We start from the raw sequence: 333 nt of genomic DNA, 5'->3' as shown, positions 1-333 counted from the left end.
ACGACCAGGCGGCGCGAGCGGCGCACCTGCGCGCCCACCGGACCCTGCTCGGTGTGCTTCCAGAGGATGCCGTAGTCCTCCTCGTGCATGCAGACGACGTTCGGCACGCGCACCGCGTTGCCGCGGTCGTCCGCGACGTGGGCGTCGAAGTATCTGATGACCCCGAGGCAGTCGCAGCCCAGTTCGAGCGCGTTCGCGTTCTTTCCGAGCAGGTACTCGCCGGCGTCGAAGTAGCTGATCCAGAATCGAGTCGGGCTGGTGTCTCCATAGGGCACCACCATCTCGGGCACGCTCGCGCGCGCGAGCACAGGCCGGTCGTCGAAGCGCACGTCG

1 protein-coding gene is annotated in these 333 nt (G+C 68.2%); it reads right to left on the bottom strand.

The features are described from left to right. Nucleotides 1-333 (bottom strand): copper amine oxidase (locus tag KI686_RS17115; RefSeq protein WP_237590334.1); only part of this gene is annotated, 333 nt, incomplete at both ends.

The organism is Polaribacter sargassicola (assembly GCF_021991835.1).
In the GTDB taxonomy this organism is placed as follows: domain Bacteria; phylum Bacteroidota; class Bacteroidia; order Flavobacteriales; family Flavobacteriaceae; genus Polaribacter; species Polaribacter sargassicola.
The sequence above is the reverse complement of the archived record's forward strand: the minus strand, read 5'-3'. Positions and strand labels throughout refer to the sequence as shown.